This is a genomic window from Trichormus sp. NMC-1, assembly GCF_001858025.1.
Lineage (GTDB): Bacteria > Cyanobacteriota > Cyanobacteriia > Cyanobacteriales > Nostocaceae > Anabaena.
The window spans coordinates 824,671-840,486 of the sequence record NZ_LZQD01000001.1 but is presented as its reverse complement, the minus strand read 5'-3'; the positions used below and the strand labels follow the sequence as shown (position 1 = coordinate 840,486).

At 40.8% G+C, this 15,816-nt stretch carries 13 protein-coding genes; 9 read left to right on the top strand and 4 right to left on the bottom strand.

What is annotated here, in order from left to right; translation table 11 throughout:
- Window positions 1-1,749 carry a diflavin flavoprotein gene (locus A9Y75_RS03710; RefSeq protein ID WP_071188209.1) on the top strand — a complete coding sequence of 583 codons (1,749 nt, stop codon included), beginning with the start codon at window positions 1-3 and terminating at the stop codon, window positions 1,747-1,749.
- A gap of 441 nt (window positions 1,750-2,190) precedes the next feature.
- Here the strand turns inward: A9Y75_RS03710 and A9Y75_RS03705 are convergent, their stop codons facing one another.
- Complete coding sequence (locus A9Y75_RS03705) at window positions 2,191-2,682, bottom strand: hypothetical protein (RefSeq protein ID WP_071188208.1); 492 nt, start codon at window positions 2,680-2,682, stop codon at window positions 2,191-2,193.
- Between the two features lie 277 nt (window positions 2,683-2,959).
- On the opposite strand from A9Y75_RS03705, the gene A9Y75_RS26105 reads away from it, so the two are divergent.
- The 7 genes from A9Y75_RS26105 to hpnK all read left to right on the top strand — a co-directional run bounded on the left by A9Y75_RS26105 (window position 2,960) and on the right by hpnK (window position 10,867).
- A complete protein-coding gene (locus A9Y75_RS26105) occupies window positions 2,960-3,721 on the top strand; it encodes an endonuclease domain-containing protein (protein ID WP_083389483.1) in 762 nt (253 codons plus the stop codon).
- Between the two features lie 144 nt (window positions 3,722-3,865).
- Window positions 3,866-5,578, top strand: a complete 1,713-nt coding sequence (locus A9Y75_RS03695) for a diflavin flavoprotein (protein ID WP_071188207.1) — start codon at window positions 3,866-3,868, stop codon at window positions 5,576-5,578.
- 385 nt (window positions 5,579-5,963) lie between these two features.
- Window positions 5,964-6,188 (top strand): CopG family transcriptional regulator, encoded by a 225-nt coding sequence (locus tag A9Y75_RS03690; protein WP_071188206.1) that lies wholly within the window; start codon window positions 5,964-5,966, stop codon window positions 6,186-6,188.
- Complete coding sequence (locus A9Y75_RS03685; RefSeq protein ID WP_071188205.1) at window positions 6,175-6,513, top strand: type II toxin-antitoxin system PemK/MazF family toxin; 339 nt, start codon at window positions 6,175-6,177, stop codon at window positions 6,511-6,513. The genes A9Y75_RS03690 and A9Y75_RS03685 overlap by 14 nt, the downstream gene beginning before the upstream one ends.
- Before the next feature lie 1,126 nt (window positions 6,514-7,639).
- Window positions 7,640-8,203, top strand: a complete 564-nt coding sequence (locus tag A9Y75_RS03680; protein WP_071188204.1) for a Uma2 family endonuclease — start codon at window positions 7,640-7,642, stop codon at window positions 8,201-8,203.
- 117 nt (window positions 8,204-8,320) lie between these two features.
- Entirely contained in the window at window positions 8,321-9,781 is a 1,461-nt protein-coding gene (gene hpnJ / locus A9Y75_RS03675) for a hopanoid biosynthesis associated radical SAM protein HpnJ (RefSeq protein WP_071188203.1), read from the top strand.
- Between the two features lie 180 nt (window positions 9,782-9,961).
- Window positions 9,962-10,867, top strand: a complete 906-nt coding sequence (gene hpnK, locus A9Y75_RS03670; protein ID WP_071188202.1) for a hopanoid biosynthesis-associated protein HpnK — start codon at window positions 9,962-9,964, stop codon at window positions 10,865-10,867.
- A 5-nt stretch (window positions 10,868-10,872) separates the two neighbouring features.
- Here hpnK and A9Y75_RS03665 read toward each other — a convergent pair whose 3' ends face one another.
- Together A9Y75_RS03665 and A9Y75_RS03660 are read right to left on the bottom strand one after the other, a co-directional pair.
- Complete coding sequence (locus tag A9Y75_RS03665; protein WP_071188811.1) at window positions 10,873-11,244, bottom strand: DUF2237 domain-containing protein; 372 nt, start codon at window positions 11,242-11,244, stop codon at window positions 10,873-10,875.
- A gap of 248 nt (window positions 11,245-11,492) precedes the next feature.
- Window positions 11,493-13,121: a cyclic peptide export ABC transporter gene (locus tag A9Y75_RS03660; protein ID WP_071188201.1), complete on the bottom strand. Its 1,629-nt coding sequence runs from the start codon at window positions 13,119-13,121 to the stop codon at window positions 11,493-11,495.
- 21 nt (window positions 13,122-13,142) lie between these two features.
- Between A9Y75_RS03660 and hpnI the strand changes: the two genes are divergently transcribed.
- Complete coding sequence (gene hpnI / locus A9Y75_RS03655; RefSeq protein ID WP_236721319.1) at window positions 13,143-14,282, top strand: bacteriohopanetetrol glucosamine biosynthesis glycosyltransferase HpnI; 1,140 nt, start codon at window positions 13,143-13,145, stop codon at window positions 14,280-14,282.
- A 70-nt stretch (window positions 14,283-14,352) separates the two neighbouring features.
- On the opposite strand, the gene A9Y75_RS03650 is transcribed toward hpnI, so the two are convergent.
- Window positions 14,353-15,468: a radical SAM protein gene (locus tag A9Y75_RS03650; protein WP_083389482.1), complete on the bottom strand. Its 1,116-nt coding sequence runs from the start codon at window positions 15,466-15,468 to the stop codon at window positions 14,353-14,355.
- Window positions 15,469-15,816 lie beyond the last annotated feature (348 nt).

Below are 15,816 nucleotides of genomic sequence, written 5' to 3'. Positions count from 1 at the left end.
ATGGTATTGCTCACCGATAAACATGAAGGACAGGGAAATCCAGTCCCGGAAAAACGTCTCACCATACAGACTGTAGAGATTGCTGAAGATACGACAGCGATTCGGTCTTTGGACTGGGATCGAGATCGCTTTGATATTGAGTTTGGTTTGCAGAACGGTACAACATATAACTCATTTCTCATCCGTGGTGAGCAAACTGCCCTAGTTGATACGTCTCACGAAAAATTTCGTCAGCTATATTTTGATACACTCACGGGTTTAATCAATCCTGAAGAGATAAATTATTTAATTATCAGTCATACAGAACCAGACCACAGCGGCTTGGTGAAAGATTTGCTGCATATGGCTCCTGATATTACCGTAGTTGGTTCTAAGGTAGCAATTCAGTTTTTAGAAGACTTGGTACATCGACCCTTTAAACGCCGAATTGTCAAAAATGGCGATCGCTTGGATTTAGGTAATGGTCACGAATTTGAATTCGTCATTGCGCCTAATTTACACTGGCCTGACACTATTTTCAGTTTTGACCACAAAACCCAAACTCTCTTCACCTGCGATGCTTTTGGCTTGCATTACTGCACAGAAAGCACCTTTGATGATGACTTAGCCGCAATTGAAGAAGATTTTCAATATTACTACGATTGCTTGATGGGACCAAATGCTCGTTCGGTGCTTTCTGCTATGAAGCGGATGGCAGAATTGAAAACTATCAAGATGATTGCTACAGGTCACGGACCATTACTCTACCACAACGTCGAGGAATTAACGGGACGTTATCGCAGTTGGAGCCAAGGACAAACCAAAGCCGAAACACCAGTGGGGATATTTTACGTTTCCGAGTATGGGTATAGCGATCGCTTGGCGCAATCAATCGCCAATGGTATCGCTAAAACCGGCGTAGCTGTGGAAATGATCGATTTGGGTGGAACGGTTGATTTACAAGAGTTGCGAGAGCTTGTAGGACGCTGTACAGGTATAGTTGTGGGAATGTCTCCAGCGACTGAAAACCCGACAATTCAAGCTGCACTTAGCACCGTTTTAGGTTCTGCAAAAGAAAAACAGGCAATTGGTATTTTTGAAACTGGTGGTGGAGATGATGAACCAACTTACCCACTATTAAATCAATTCCGGGCTGCGGGTTTAAATGTTGCTTTCCCTGTGATTGAAATTCGGGAAACACCGACAGAAAACACCTTCAAAAAATGCGAAGAAGCAGGAACCGACTTAGGACAGTGGGTTACACGCGACAAAAGCATCAAAGCCATGAAATCCCTCGGTGCTGACTTAGATAAAGCATTGGGGAGAATTAGCGGTGGTTTATATATCATCACAGCCAAAAAAGGCGACGTATCCAGCGCCATGTTAGCTTCTTGGGTAAGTCAAGCCAGTTTTAAACCCTTGGGATTTTCCATCGCTGTAGCCAAAGATCGGGCAATTGAATCACTTATGCAAGTAGGCGATCGCTTCGTTCTCAATGTATTAGAAGAAGACAACTATCAACCATTGATGAAACACTTCTTAAAACGATTCGCTCCCGGTGCAGATCGTTTTGAAGGAGTGAGAACCCAACCCGCTCAAAACGGTGCGCCTATTTTGGGTGATGCTCTAGCTTACATGGAATGTGAAGTAATTAGCAGAATGGACTGTGGCGACCATTGGGCAGTATTCAGCACAGTTTACGCCGGCAGAGTATCAAAACCCGAATCACTCACAGCAGTTCACCACCGCAAAGTCGGAAACCACTATTAAATCAATCTTTCTTGTCCCCCCCTCCCTTGCTCCCGTCAAATAAATCTTGTCCCCCCTCCTCGTAATAAAGAACTGATTTCTGAATACTCATCTCTTGTCCCCCCTCCTCCCTTGCGGGGATAGAGGTTGAAATATCCTGTCCCCCCTCCTCGCTTGCGGGGAGGGGGCTAGGGGGTGGGGTGTTATCGCCGTGGGAAAACGATTAAAGCCTAAATAACACCAATGCATCAATACCCATGAGGTTAACCAATCAATCGAGAAGAACCCCACCCCGATTTTGCTAAAGCAAAATCTCCCTCCCCGCAAGCGAGGAGGGTATAGAGAGATTCCCTCCCCCTTGATTGAAAAATATCCATCCCTCCCTGCAAGCGAGGAGGGTATAGAGAGATTGCGCTGTTTCGTGGAGGGGATAGATAGAGGACTAGTTCCCCAATGCAGGAATTAAGAATTAAGCGACTTTGCCAACATCTTATCAGCAGACTTCTTCTTCAATCCTCTACGCACCAACCAAGCACCACCTAAAAGCACCAAACTAGCCTGATGACTAAACTCAAAGGGGACAGGAGTAGCTTCGGGTGTAGCATTAATGGAAAATCCTGTGAATGAGCCTGGACTTCTAATTGGGTCATACCATCTGTCCTGAACATTTAATGTCCAAGTCCCGTTGAGAGAACTACCATTAAAAGCACTCAACGGCTGCCAACTTTGATAAGTGATGTTCGATGGCACAGGACTACTTGCTGTATACCAATTAGCACCAGTAGTGGCGAAGGTGTAGTCGCCATTCAATTGACGACCTATGTCAGTAAATGGTGATGATGGGCCATCAGCACTAACAACGTCAGAACGAAATAGCTGGACTGTAGTTGAGTCATTAGAAAGAAAAGCCCTCAAATCTCCATACCAATTATCCCTCAACCCATAAATAGTCACAGAATTAAAATTCGTGATATTTCCTTGACCAGAGATAACAATTGATGCTGTTACACCAGTTGCATTATTGTCTGGGATATTATACGTAGCAGTGGGGCTGGAGAAAGTGAGTGCCTGTGCGGAGCTAGAAAAGGCTAGAATGCTTGCCAGGGAAGCAACTACCCCCCCATTTTTTGAAACTTGCTGCTAATCATGATTTTTTTAGCTAAGTATAAGTATTGAATCCATATGCTCCCAAATCATAACCGTCAATATACCCAAATAGCAATATAAATTAATGCAAAAACATCACATCACACCCAAGGCTAATTCCAGTCCTCCTTCCTCCCTTGCGAGTGAAGAAGACAAAAAAATCACAGAATCTTATCTTAATTCCAGTCCCCCCTCCTCGCTTGCCAGTGAAAAAGACAAAAAAATCACAGAATCTTATCTTAATTCCAGTCCCCCCTCCTCGCTTGCCAGTGAAAAAGACAAAAAAATCACAGAATCTTATCTTAATTCCAGTCCCCCCTCCTCGCTTGCCAGTGAAAAAGACAAAAAAATCACAGAATCTTATCTTAATTCCAGTCCCCCCTCCTCGCTTGCCAGTGAAAAAGACAAAAAAATCACAGAATCTTATCTTAATTCCAGTCCCCCCTCCTCGCTTGCCAGTGAAAAAGACAAAAAAATCACAGAATCTTATCTTAATTCCAGTCCCCCCTCCTCGCTTGCCAGTGAAAAAGACAAAAAAATCACAGAACCCACATTGTCAGAAAAGCAACTCTGGCAAAGATTAAAAAATAAGCAACTGCTGGGTTTTAAGTTTCGTCGTCAGCAGGTTATTGATAGATTTATAGTTGATTTTTATTGCCAAGAAGTCAAATTAGTAATTGAAGTAGATGGAGAAGTTCACAATTACACTCAAGTAGAAGATGCGATTCGGCAAGAGTTTTTAGAGTCTTTGGGTTTGCGAGTAGTGAGGTTTAAAAATGAAGATGTTTTGTTAAAGATAGAGGATGTTTTGGAGGAAATTTTAGTGGCAATAAAACCCCACCCCTAACCCCTCCCCGCAAGCGAGGAGGGGGACAAGAAGTTCTAAGCCTCTCCCCGTAAACGGGGAGAGGTTTGGAGAGGGGTCTTATTTCAAGCCGTTTGTAGTATATACAAATACAACGAAATTCTTTTAAATAAAGGAAATAAAACCATGTCAGAAAATACTAAGCCCCGTGATGTGCAAATTCTCCCCATTGGTACAGATACAACAATATTGCGATCGCGCAGTTGGACTAGGTTACGATTTGAAATTGAATACGCTTTAGCTAAAGGCACAACAGCGAATTCTTTTTTAATTCAAGGTGATAAAATTGCTTTAATTGACCCACCGGGGGAAACTTTCACCGAAATTTATCTCCAAGCTTTACAACAAAGAATTGATATCAAAACCATTGATTATGTAATTCTTGGTCATATCAATCCTAACCGGGCTGCAACATTAAAAGCTTTACTAGAAATTGCCCCGCAAATTACTTTTGTTTGTTCAAATCCAGGGGCGATAAATTTAAAAGCAGCATTGGAAAATCAGGATTTATCAATTTTGGTAATGCGGGGAGAAGAAACTTTAGATTTAGGTAAAGGTCATCATCTGCAATTTATTCCTACACCTAATCCCCGTTATGCAGATGAACTTTGCACCTATGATCCCCAAACAGAAATATTATTTTCTGATAAGTTATTTGGAGCGCATATTTGTGGCGACCAAGTATTTGATGAAGGTTGGGAAGTCTTTAACGAAGATAGGCGCTATTATTTCGATTGTCTCATGGCTCCCCACGCCAGACAAGTAGAAACTGCTTTGGATAAATTGGCAGATTTACCAATTAGATTATACGCCACTGGTCACGGACCCTTGGTAAGATATGCCTTACAAGAATTAACCCACTCTTATCGAGAATGGACTCAACAGCAAACCAACGCTGATATGACGGTGGCTTTGATTTATGCTTCCGCTTATGGAAATACTGCAACTGTAGCTCAAGCGATCGCACGTGGTATAACCAAAGCAGGTGTGAGTGTCGAATCTATTAACTGCGAATTTACCGAACCCGAAGAAATCAAAGCCGCAGTGGAAAAATGCGCCGGTTTCGTAATTGGTTCTCCCACATTAGGCGGCCACGCACCGACACCAGTCCAAACAGCTTTAGGAATTGTTCTTTCTACCGCTACAAATAATAAATTAGCTGGTGTTTTCGGTTCCTTTGGTTGGAGTGGAGAAGCGGTTGATTTAATTGAAGGAAAACTCAAAGACGCAGGTTACAGATTTGGTTTTGACACCATTCGCGTTAAGTTCAAACCCAATGAAGTCACTTTACAAACCTGCGAAGAAGCCGGAACCGATTTCGCCCAAGCACTAAAACGCGCTGCGAAAAGAGCAGTTGTGGCTAAACAACCCGCTACTAATGTAGAACAAGCAGTTGGTAGAATAGTTGGTTCTCTGTGTGTAGTCACTGCTACTCAAGGAGAAGTGAAAACCGGGATGTTAGCATCTTGGGTAACACAAGCCAGCTTTAACCCTCCTGGTTTAACCATTGCGGTAGCTAAAGAACGGGCGATGGAAATTATGACATACACTGGTAGTCAATTTGTTGTCAATATTTTGGCTGAAGGAAAGGAAATACGCAAGCAATTTATGAAGATTTACGCCCCCGGACAAGATAGATTTGCGGGTTTAGCGACGGAAGAAGCTAGTAATGGCGGTGTAATTCTTTCTGGTGCTTTAGCTTACCTGGAATGTTCTGTCCAAAGTCGTATGGAAGCCGGCGATCATTGGTTGGTTTATGCGACTGTTAATGATGGGAAAGTGTTAAATCAAGATGGTGTGACAGCGGTACATCATCGCAAATCGGCGAGTTATTATTAAGAACCCCACCCCTAGCCCCTCCCCGCAAGCGATGAGGGGTAAGTCCTAGAAAAATTATAGCGATCGCTTTCCTCCCCCCAAGCACCACATTTTCGGAGTTTAGACAAAGGTGATGTAAATGCGATATTTAAGAAAATAAAAAATATATCCCTCGTTCCCAGACTCCGGCTGGGAATGCCTACCAGGAGGCTCTGCCTCCAATCCCAGAATACAAGCCATTTTACCCGATTTTGTAGTGGTAGTTGAGGCAGAGCCTCATCAACTGCATTCCTAGTCAGAGACTAGGAACGAGGAAAAATATCTACAAATCTCTTGATGTTCCTGATGAGAATACTATTTATGCTACTTTAAAGTAAGAAAAATAAGATTACCAGATGGCAATACCATGCAAACGGAAAAAATCTCAATTTCCTTACCATCCCCATTAGTACAGTTTGTTGAGAATTACAAAATTACCAAAGGGTGTAAATCTCGTTCTCAAGTAATTGAGTTAGCACTAGATTTACTGCGATATCAAGACTTAGAACAAGCATATAGAGAAGCATCAACAGAAATTGACGAAGATTGGGAATTAACCGCAGGTGAAGGCTTGACAGATGAAACGTGGTGAAATTTACTTTGCTAATCTGAATCCAGCCGTAGGTTCTGAAATGGATAAACGCCGTCCGGTTCTAATAGTCAGTAATGATGCTAATAATAATGCTGCTAGTGTAGTCACAATTTTACCTATTACTTCCAACGTTAGCCGTGTTTATCCCTTCGAGGTTTTGCTAAATCCAGAAGATAGTGGTTTATCTAAACCTTCTAAAGTTCAAGCCCAGCAAGTACGCACAATTTCTAAACAGCGAATTTTAGGAGATGCTATGGGTAGTTTGAATACAGAATTAATAGAATTAGTGAATGCTGCGCTCAAATTACATCTCTCTTTAGAGTAAAGTACGATTTTGTGAGATGAACGATGAATACTGTTACTTTAAAAAGCTCATTTTATCGAAAAACTTATTGCGATCGCACAAATAATCGAAAAACGAACCGCAGAGGACACGGAGTAATCAGAGTTTGAGAGTTTTTTCGTAATTATAGCGATCGCTTCCCTCCCCCCAAGCATCACATTTTTGGAGTTTAGACAAAGGTGATGCAAATACAGTATGCAGGAAAATAAAAAAGATATCTGATAAATTTTATTTTTATGCTACAATTTCTAGCCTTGCATAAATAAAATCATTAGTCCGTTATTTTAAACCGTTGTTCAAAGATTCATATCTATCCCTCGTTGCCAGACTCCGGCTGGGAATGCCTGTTAAGATTCTACAATACAAACAGCGTCTACTTTTGCTCGTTCCCAGACTCCGGCTGGGAATGCCTACCAGGAGGCTTTGCCTCCAATCCCAGAATACAAAGCCATTTTACCCGATTTTGTGGTGGTAGTTGAGGCAGAGCCTCATCAACTGCATTCCTAGTCAGCCTTATCTAAATTCTACAATTTAATTAAATACCAGTTGAGGCAGAGCCTCATCAACTGCATTCCTAGTCAGAGACTAGGAACGAGCAATAGGTCTATTTTCATTGTAGAATTATTTTACTTGACGACGGCAAGTGTGTGTTATATTAAATATGTCAATAAAAAAGGGCAGAATGCTGATAAGAGCAATCCACCCGTAGTAAGGTTAAGTTTGATACAGGAAATAACATAATATAGATGTTTGTGCAAGAAACATCACATTATTGTGGGACTGTGTATTTTGGATTTACTTCAGTTTTAACTGAGTAACAACAGATTGTACGGATTTGGCTGTAACAGCTAGGCTTACAAAACTAGTAGCTATTAAAGCCAAGCAAAGCAAGACAAAAACAGGGTTCATAAATATCTTCCTTTGTCTTATGTAATTTGATATTCAATTTTGACATCATCCATCAACCTTGGATGATGAATTTGCTGTTTATAAGCATTTCATTAGTTATTATAACCTAACACTTCAGTAAATTTTTAATTTTACTAAGAAAAATTTTCTATTTTTGAAAATATCATTTTATTAGAACAAATGTACTAGCTTAGTGTTAATGAATACAGTTACCTTAAACCTAGATCCCATTCTTCGCCTTACAGATGAACAGTTCTATCAACTCTGTATGGCGAATAAAGATGTCAGCTTAGAACTAAATGCACAAGGAGAATTAATTATTGTGCCACCAGTTGGAGGAGAAAGCGGCCGTAGTGAAGCTGATTTAATTATTAAAGTAGGTCTTTGGAATCACCAAACTCAACTAGGAATAGTATTTAGTTCCTCAACAATATTCCGACTTCCCAATGGTGCAAAACGTTCTCCTGATGTTGCTTGGATAAAAGTAGAACGCTGGGAAGCATTAACGGAAGAAGAACGGGAAAAATTTCCCCCACTTACACCAGATTTTATTATTGAACTGAGATCAAAATCAGACAGATTGAAAACCCTGCAAGAAAAGATGCAGGAGTATATAGATAATGGTTTGCGTTTGGGTTGGTTAATTAACCCCCAAGACAAACAAGTAGAAATTTACCGACTCGGAAAACCTGTAGAAATCGTTCAACTTCCCGCACTACTTTCTGGAGAAGACGTTTTACCAGGATTTGAATTACAGCTTTAAACGACATGAAAATTTTTAGCCTTATTTAGTATAAATTTAAAATATACCAATTAAAAAAGCTTGCTGTGCAGGACTTGTAAAAATATAAATACAGTTCCTGACTAAAAAATTGTATATATGAAAAAAACCCTATTCCTGAGTCCACCTTCCTTTGATGGCTTTGACGGTGGTGCTGGTTCACGATACCAGGCTAAACGAGAAATTACTTCCTTTTGGTATCCCACATGGTTAGCCCAACCCGCAGCCCTGGTTCCAGGTAGCAGGCTAGTAGATGCACCACCACATAGTCAAAGCGTGGAAGATGTGCTGAAAATTGCCAAAGATTATGAATTGGTAATTATGCACACCAGCACCCCCTCCCTCGTGAATGATGTCAAGTGTGCTGAAGCTATTAAAGCCCAAAACCCAAATGTGCAGATTGGTTTTGTGGGGGCGCACGTTGCGGTATTACCAGAAGAGACACTGCGGGAAAATCCAGTTATCGACTTTGTATGTCGGAATGAGTTTGACTATACCTGTAAAGAAGTCGCAGAAGGTAAATCTTTGTCAGAAATCACGGGTTTAAGCTACCGTGATCAAAATTCCCAGATTCGCCATAATGAAGAGCGGGCTTTGATTCATGACTGGGATGCTATGCCCAGTGTACTGCCAGTTTATGCTCGTGATTTAGACATTAGCAAATATTTCATTGGCTATTTGCTGCATCCTTATATTTCTTTTTACACCGGGCGCGGTTGTCCAGCCAAATGCACTTTTTGTTTATGGCCGCAAACTATTGGTGGACACCTTTACCGTCATAAAACTCCAGAAGCGGTGGGAAGGGAAATGGAAGAAGCCAAAGCCTTGTTTGGGGACAAGGTGCGGGAGTATATGTTTGATGATGACACATTTACTATTGATAAGCATCGAGCGATCGCAATTAGCGAACACATGAAGCGGCTAAACCTGACTTGGAGTTGCAACGCCCGCGCTAATTTAGATTACGAGACTTTAAAAACTTTACGGGATAACGGTTTACGCTTGTTGCTTGTGGGTTTTGAATCAGGAAATCAAGAAACTCTCAACCGCATCAAAAAAGGTATCAAGCTAGAAGTGGCGCGGGAATTTATGAAAAATTGCCACAAACTCGGTATCACCGTCCACGGTACTTTTATTATTGGTTTACCGATTGAAACCAGAGAAACTGTAGAAGAAACAATTCGTTTTGCTTGTGAACTTAGTCCCCATACAATTCAAGTTTCTATAGCTGCACCTTATCCCGGTACAGAACTTTATGAACAAGCTAGGGCTAACGGTTGGTTTGCGAACGAATCATTAGTAGCAACTTCCGGTATTCAAACCTCAACTTTGCAATATCCTACTCTTTCCAGTGCAGAAATTGAAGATGCTGTTGAGCAAATGTATCGCAAATTCTACTTCCGTCCCAAAGCAATTATTCCCATTGTCCGGGAAATGTTGACTGATAGACAGATGTTAGTACGTCGTTTGCGAGAAGGTGGGGAGTTTTTCTCTTACTTGAAAGAACGTCGCACCCAGTCTGTCGCTAACGCTAAAGCAAATCAGACGGCTGTTGTGTAATAGTGTGGAGGCGTTTCAGAGAAGCTTTGAAAAGTTGTAAAGTTTATCGAAACAGGTAGATCATAGCCCCCTCCTCGCTTGCGGGGAGGGGGTTGGGGGTGGGGTTCTTTTACCTTCAAACAACCTTTCAGAAAACTTCTCTATATCCAAGATTAAATTAACAACTAAAGATATTAATTAATGGTTGAAGAAAAAGCACAAAAACATCGTCGTTTCGCCATTATTAATGGTGATGATTTCGGCTTTTCTCCAGGTGTAAATCAAGCAATTATCCAAGCGCATAGCCAAGGCGTGCTGACTAGTACTAGTTTAATGGTAAGTGGTGATGCGTCCGAAGATGCGATCGCACTGGCAAAAAATTACCCTGATTTAGCAGTCGGTTTACACCTTGTGTTAGTTTGCGGTAAATCAGTTTTACCACCTTCGCAAATTCCCCATTTAGTAGATGCAGATGGTAACTTTTCTGATAATCCCACCCAAGCTGGATTAAGTTACCAATTTAACCAAGCTACCCGTGAGGAACTTCGTCAAGAAATCCGCGCCCAATTAGAAAAATTCCGCGATTCAGGTTTACAACTTTCTCATGTAGACGGACATTTACACCTTCATGTTCATCCTGTAATTTTGGGAATTTTAGTTGATTTAGCCAATGAATTTCATATTAAATTCATTCGTTTACCATCTGAAGAATTGGCAAAAAGTATTAAACTTGATCAAAGTAATTTACTAATTAAAATAGTTTGGTCTGTAGTGTTTGGACAATTGCGCCGTTACGGTGAGAATTTATTAAAAGCTCATAATATTGAATTTGCTGAACGAGTTTATGGCTTGTTACAAACTAGCAATGTTACAGAAGAATATTTACTAGGTTTGATACCGCAAATTCAAGCCGATTTCATAGAAATTTATTCTCACCCCGCAATAATTAACGCTGGAGAACCTGTGAATACTCCAGGAGGTGAAATCGAACTTGCAGCGTTATTGAGTGGGCGTGTCCGTGAGACGTTGGCGGTGAATGGGTTTGAGTTGATGAATTATCTGAAGTTGAATTCAGTAGTTGCGTCATCTGCACTCAAACACAACTAAAAGCTTCATTTCTTAGTGACGGCGTGTTTTTGCAAATCTTCCAAATTACACACCTCCACAGCCCTAGCATGGGTAGCTGAGAGGATAACTGGAGGTGCAACCCCAGCCTCAAGAGCTTCTTGCCAACGCGCTGCACACAAACACCAACAATCACCAGGTTTCAAACCGGGAAAATTATATTCAGGAACAGGGGTACTCAAGTCGTTTCCTAGAGATTTGGTAAATTCTAAAAACTCTGCTGTTACTTGAGCGCAAACCACGTGCATTCCCACATCTTGGCCACCTGTTGTACAAAACCCGTCGCGGTAATACCCTGTCATGGGAGAAGTGCAGCAAATTTCTAAGTTTGTTCCTAATACGTTTTTCGCGTCTGCCATATTTAATCCTAATTTCATCCTATAAGTAGCCATCATGAACTGCGTACACCAGGACACATGAAAAACCTCTTATTCCCCTCATCGCTTGCGGGGAGGGGTTATAGGGGTGGGGTCTTATTTTCAAGTCAGGTTAACAGAAAAATTTAAAGGTATGTGAAGAAAAGTAAAATCGCCCAAAGCTCTCTTCCTGTTCCCTGTTCCCTTGCCCCAACGACAATTTTTAACGCCCACCTACTTAACTGTAAATTTTAAAGGCAATATTTCTTATTATATTCAATTTTACCGTAGTCTAGTTTAATGATGCGGTCTGCTAGATGAAAATAGCGATCATCATGGCTAATTACTAAAATTGTTTTACCTTTTTTTCGCAATTCTGGTAATAACTGAGTATAGAATATTTCTTTAAATATGGGATCTTGGTCTGCTGCCCATTCATCAAATAAATAAATTGGTCTATCTTCTAAATAAGCTGTTAGCAAAGCTAATCTCTTTCGCTGTCCTTGAGAAAGTGCTGTGGTTGAAAGTTGCCCATTTTCTATTTTTACTTTATGCTTTAATTGTAATTTTTTAATATATTCTCTCGCTTCAAAATCTAGAGCGCTATTTTCTAAACTCAAAAGTTCTTCAAATAAATAGAAATCGGAGAAGACAACAGCAAAATGTTGGCGATACCATTCACGATTTTGATCATTAATTAATTCTCCATCAAAGACAATTTCTCCGTTTTCAGGAATGTATAATCCAGTAATTAATTTAGCCAGGGTAGATTTACCGCTACCGTTTCCACCAACAATGAATATTATTTCTTGAGGATATATTGTCAAATCAATGGAACCAAGAATAAAGTTGTTATCTTCTTGTTCTCTGTAATAAGTGTGGGTGATACCATTAAATTGTAAACTTTGCCAGAAATATTTAATAGGGGGTGGTAATGTTGAAATTTCTGCCCGATTACCTAGAGATAAACCTAGAGATTCTATTTTTTGTAAGGCTATATTGGCTTTGCTAATTTGGGGAAGATTACTAACAATATTATCCATCGGCAACATCAAATAAGTGAAAGTTAAAATATAACTGGAAAGGGTTTGAGGACTGATAGGCAATAATTTAGGTAAGGCAAATAATAAAAAACCCATTGCGAAAAAAAACAGCAGCTTACCCCAACTAGTAGTTGCCGCAAATAAAGTCAGTCCATCAATATTATGACGGCGAAATTGGCTGGCAGTTGATTGTAAATTTTTTGTTAAAAAAACTTGACGACGTTGATAGTTAAGTTTAAGTTCTTTGATGCCATCTGTAATAGTTGCTAAATGCTTAAATAGTAAATCTTGATCTTCGCGGGCAAGGGCTAATAATTGCGATCCTCTATTTAACAACCATTGGCAGCTACCTATACCTACTACCATTAAAATAACTAGCATTAATAATACTAACCCAGATAGCCAAGTTATATAAACCAAACAACCCAAAACAGTTGCTAAATCAATGCACAAAAAAGGTACGATATATACAGCATTGGCAACAGCTTGGACATCTTCTGTTAAAGTTGCTAAAAGTCGAGGATTTCCGATTTGTTCCAGATGATTTAACTCAGAAGCAAGTATTTGCCTACTCAAGCGCATTCTTAATTGTAAAATGGCATTTTGAGAGAGGTGAATTAGCATTACTTGTGTAATGATGCTGGTAATCAGAGCGATAATTACTAAAGCCAAAAATCCCCAAGCGATGGATATTAAAGGTGAAGTATCTCCTTGATTTGCGCCCCTGCTAATAAGAGCAATTAGTCCAGCACTACTAGCACCACTCAAAAAACCGGTCAAGATGGCGATCGCTACCATCACCCAAGAAGAACGTAGAAGAAAGTAAATTACATTCATGTGCCAATTGTCAGTTATAAGTTGTCAGTTATTGTACTTACTGCCTCCTTCTGTTTATCAGCAGTCTTATTCTACTGTTACGGAATTTATGCGGCGATCGCATTTCGGCGTTATCCCTATCCCGTCAATCCCGAATTTCATCCACCTCTAACCATTCTCAAACCACTTTGTGGAATAGATGAAGAGACTTACACCAATCTAGCCTCATTTTGTCAGCAGTATTACCCAGAATACCAGATTGTCTTCGGGGTAAGGGATTTCATCGACCCCAGTATAGAAATTGTAGAAAGACTAATACAGCAATTTCCCCATGTAGATATTAGTTTAGTGGTCAAGGATGAAATTATTGGCACAAACTTGAAAGTAAGTAACTTAGCCCATGCTTTTACCACAGCTAAACATGACATATTAGTGATCGCTGATAGTGATATTCGCGTTGACAGAGATTATTTACAAAAGATTATCCAACCGCTAACTGATCAAGGTGTTGGTGTTGTCACTTGCTTATATCGTTCCTTAGCCCAGGGATGGGTAGCCACATTAGACGGAATCGGTACTGCTACAGACTTTCATACAGGCGTTTTAGTCAGCAATCAATTAGAAGGAATAAAATTTGCTCTCGGTTCTACGATAGTGATTCGTAAACAAGTGCTGGAAAAAATTGGTGGCTTTAAAGCGATCGCAGATTATCTTGCTGACGATTTTCAACTTGGCTACCTCCCAGCCCAAGCCGGTTATAAAGTCATATTATCTAATTATATAGTTGATCATGTTTTAGGTACTAGCAGCCTGAGCGATACCATCAAACGCCAAATCCGCTGGGCTAGGTGTATCCGTGTTTCTCGTCCTTGGGGTTATTTAGGACTCGTCTTTACCTACGGAACAGTTTTTAGTCTATTGTTGTTGATAACTAGCGGTGGTTCTATACTCGGCTGGACTGCGTTAGTTATTACTTGGGGAATGCGGTTAGTTATGGGTTGGGTTGTCGGAGTCAAAGTTTTGCATGATCCAGTGGCCAAAAAGTTTTTATGGCTCATCCCTTTACGCGATTTACTGCATTTCTTTATCTGGTGCTATGGCTTTTTTGGTAACACCATTGAATGGCGCGGACAGCGAATGAAGTTGACTCACGAGGGTAAGTTGGTGGTAATTTCTATCTAGCCACAAAGGGCAAGGAAAACTCGCCCCTACAGAGCTAGAATATGAACCACGATTTTCATCGTCAAGGCTTTTACAACCGACGTAACCAAGTAGATTGTTCCCAAACAGCTTGCAGGGAAACAAGATTTTGGCGATTAAACCAATGTTTCCAAGCAGCTTTAAGATTTCCCTTGGCTGCTGCTTGCACTCCATCACTAACAGCCACACCAATATGTTGCATGACGCTAGAGTCCCGGTAGCAATCAATCATACAAGCCGTACAACCATCACGCACCCGTTGGGAACCATCAAACTCTGTGATATGACACATGGGTTTCTCCCAGTTGTGGCAACGATAAAGGTTAAGATGCCAGTCTAGATAAAACAATTTCCAGCCACCCAGACACCCAAATTGCTCTGGTTCTCCCCGTAAATGACGCTGCATATCTTCAATGGATGCGGTAGGATTGACAACCGCAAAGTCGCGTTTCAGGGCTTTGACAGTTTCAAAACGTTGATTTAATTCCTCAGCAGTGTAGTTTACTAAGTCAGATTCGGCATAACCAAGATAGGATGAGCCAAGGGTGGTTAGAGGATAGGAGAAAGTTACACTGTCAAATCCTAAAGACTTCAAAAATGGTGGTAGTTGATTGTAATCTTCTATCAATCTACTCATGGTGACAGAGGCTGTACTGCTGATATTGCGACGTTGGAAATGGGTATTGGCTTCTTGAATGCGATCGCATACTCCTCTAAGTCCCCGGTTTTGCTCATGTTTCTGGGCTTCAGCCGCATCAATAGAAATAATCACACTCATCAATCCAGCATCGGCTAATTCATCAATTCGTTTTGGTGTCAGCAGTGAGCCATTTGTCACCAACATCGTTGCCATCCCAATGCTAGAAGCATGAGCAATCATCTCATTTAAATCTGGATGTGCCATTGGCTCACCACCCACATATATGAGAAAATATACCCCGTTCCGGTAGAGAATTTCCGCTGCTTGTTTTGCCTGTTCCAATGTTACAGAATGCCGCTCATCCATTGGCATCTTATCTACAGCAAAGCTACAGAACCCACAACGAGCGTTACATACACTGGTAATAGCAAATTGACAAGTCGAAGGCCCTCCATCTAGCACTCCTTGTCGAGCAAGTTCCCAAAATGAGCGCCTTTTTGTTCCTAAAACCTGGCTATTTTTTGACATACAATTTTTCTTTCTACTGATTTTATAATTTATCGTTATAGCAGGTGACAGAGTTGAAAGTCTGTTTGTGTGAGGACTTACGCAAAACAGAACCAAAGTAGCGGTAATACCCTTCGGGAAGCAAGCTACATGAATTACCGCTACACAGGAATCAGGTTTTTAGTCACATTTTACGTAAGTCCTATGTGTCTAAGTTTTATCATCTCTTCATGTCCTAACCAGCAGCTGCTATCAAGAGTTTAAATGCCCTTACCATAAAAAAGTAACCCACCCCGCAGCCGGAATGAGTTACTTTTATCTTTTGCAATTTAAGGGGTTAGCCGATTTAGCTGAGTAGAGGCTACTTAG

Bases quoted from the DNA above. Each gene is read 5' to 3' on its own strand.
- A9Y75_RS03710 (WP_071188209.1), top strand. From the start codon at position 1: ATGGTATTGCTCACCGATAAACATGAAGGACAGGGAAATCCAGTCCCG.
- A9Y75_RS26105 (WP_083389483.1), top strand. From the start codon at position 2,960: ATGCAAAAACATCACATCACACCCAAGGCTAATTCCAGTCCTCCTTCC.
- A9Y75_RS03695 (WP_071188207.1), top strand. From the start codon at position 3,866: ATGTCAGAAAATACTAAGCCCCGTGATGTGCAAATTCTCCCCATTGGT.
- A9Y75_RS03690 (WP_071188206.1), top strand. From the start codon at position 5,964: ATGCAAACGGAAAAAATCTCAATTTCCTTACCATCCCCATTAGTACAG.
- A9Y75_RS03685 (WP_071188205.1), top strand. From the start codon at position 6,175: ATGAAACGTGGTGAAATTTACTTTGCTAATCTGAATCCAGCCGTAGGT.
- A9Y75_RS03680 (WP_071188204.1), top strand. From the start codon at position 7,640: ATGAATACAGTTACCTTAAACCTAGATCCCATTCTTCGCCTTACAGAT.
- hpnJ (WP_071188203.1), top strand. From the start codon at position 8,321: ATGAAAAAAACCCTATTCCTGAGTCCACCTTCCTTTGATGGCTTTGAC.
- hpnK (WP_071188202.1), top strand. From the start codon at position 9,962: ATGGTTGAAGAAAAAGCACAAAAACATCGTCGTTTCGCCATTATTAAT.
- A9Y75_RS03665 (WP_071188811.1), bottom strand. From the start codon at position 11,244: ATGGCAGACGCGAAAAACGTATTAGGAACAAACTTAGAAATTTGCTGC.
- A9Y75_RS03660 (WP_071188201.1), bottom strand. From the start codon at position 13,121: ATGAATGTAATTTACTTTCTTCTACGTTCTTCTTGGGTGATGGTAGCG.
- A9Y75_RS03650 (WP_083389482.1), bottom strand. From the start codon at position 15,468: ATGTCAAAAAATAGCCAGGTTTTAGGAACAAAAAGGCGCTCATTTTGG.